The 532-nt window shown below is 35.7% G+C and carries 1 protein-coding gene; it reads left to right on the forward strand.

Translation table 11 applies throughout. The annotated features are described in order from the left end of the window. Positions 1-117 precede the first annotated feature (117 nt). Entirely contained in the window at positions 118-414 is a 297-nt protein-coding gene (locus tag EI164_RS16675) for a hypothetical protein (protein WP_192521069.1), read from the forward strand. Positions 415-532 lie beyond the last annotated feature (118 nt).

Here is a 532-nt window from a genome sequence, read left to right on the forward strand (position 1 = left end):
TCAATCAGGCAGCTTAATTCTATTTATTAGGTGTCTTAAGTTTGGGAGGGTTACCGTGTGTCCTCATCTGCTGATTTATATTTCAAGTTAATGTCATTACAAAACTGGAGTTACCGGATGAAAACCATTTTAACCAGTCCTATTACTGATCGATGCGCATGGAAAGGACAGGATATAAGTACCAAAAAGGACTGGATAATTGAATTAGATAGCCACTTAATTTCAGTGTTGGACAACGCACTACATTTTATTAAAGGTTTGAATAAATCTGCTCCAAATTTTAAGAAAAGTGATGTTCCGATTAAAGATGATGCTTTTTTGGATCTTATTAATAATATCTCTGAAGCATTGGAAAATGGGTACGGATTTATTGTAATTAGGGGGCTAGACCCGCTTTTATATAACTTAGATTAACACATGAAGTGCAATACCAAATGCAAGGTGAAAAAAAGACCTAGATGCGCTAGCATCAAAGTTTTTATCCACCGACCAAAGTGAGATTGCAACCATGAGCTATACACATCTAAGCCTA

It is taken from the genome of Psychrobacter sp. FME13 (assembly GCF_014861395.1).
GTDB lineage: Bacteria > Pseudomonadota > Gammaproteobacteria > Pseudomonadales > Moraxellaceae > Psychrobacter.

Excerpts from the sequence above, each read along its gene's own strand:
- EI164_RS16675 (WP_192521069.1), top strand. The coding sequence starts at position 118 with ATGAAAACCATTTTAACCAGTCCTATTACTGATCGATGCGCATGGAAA.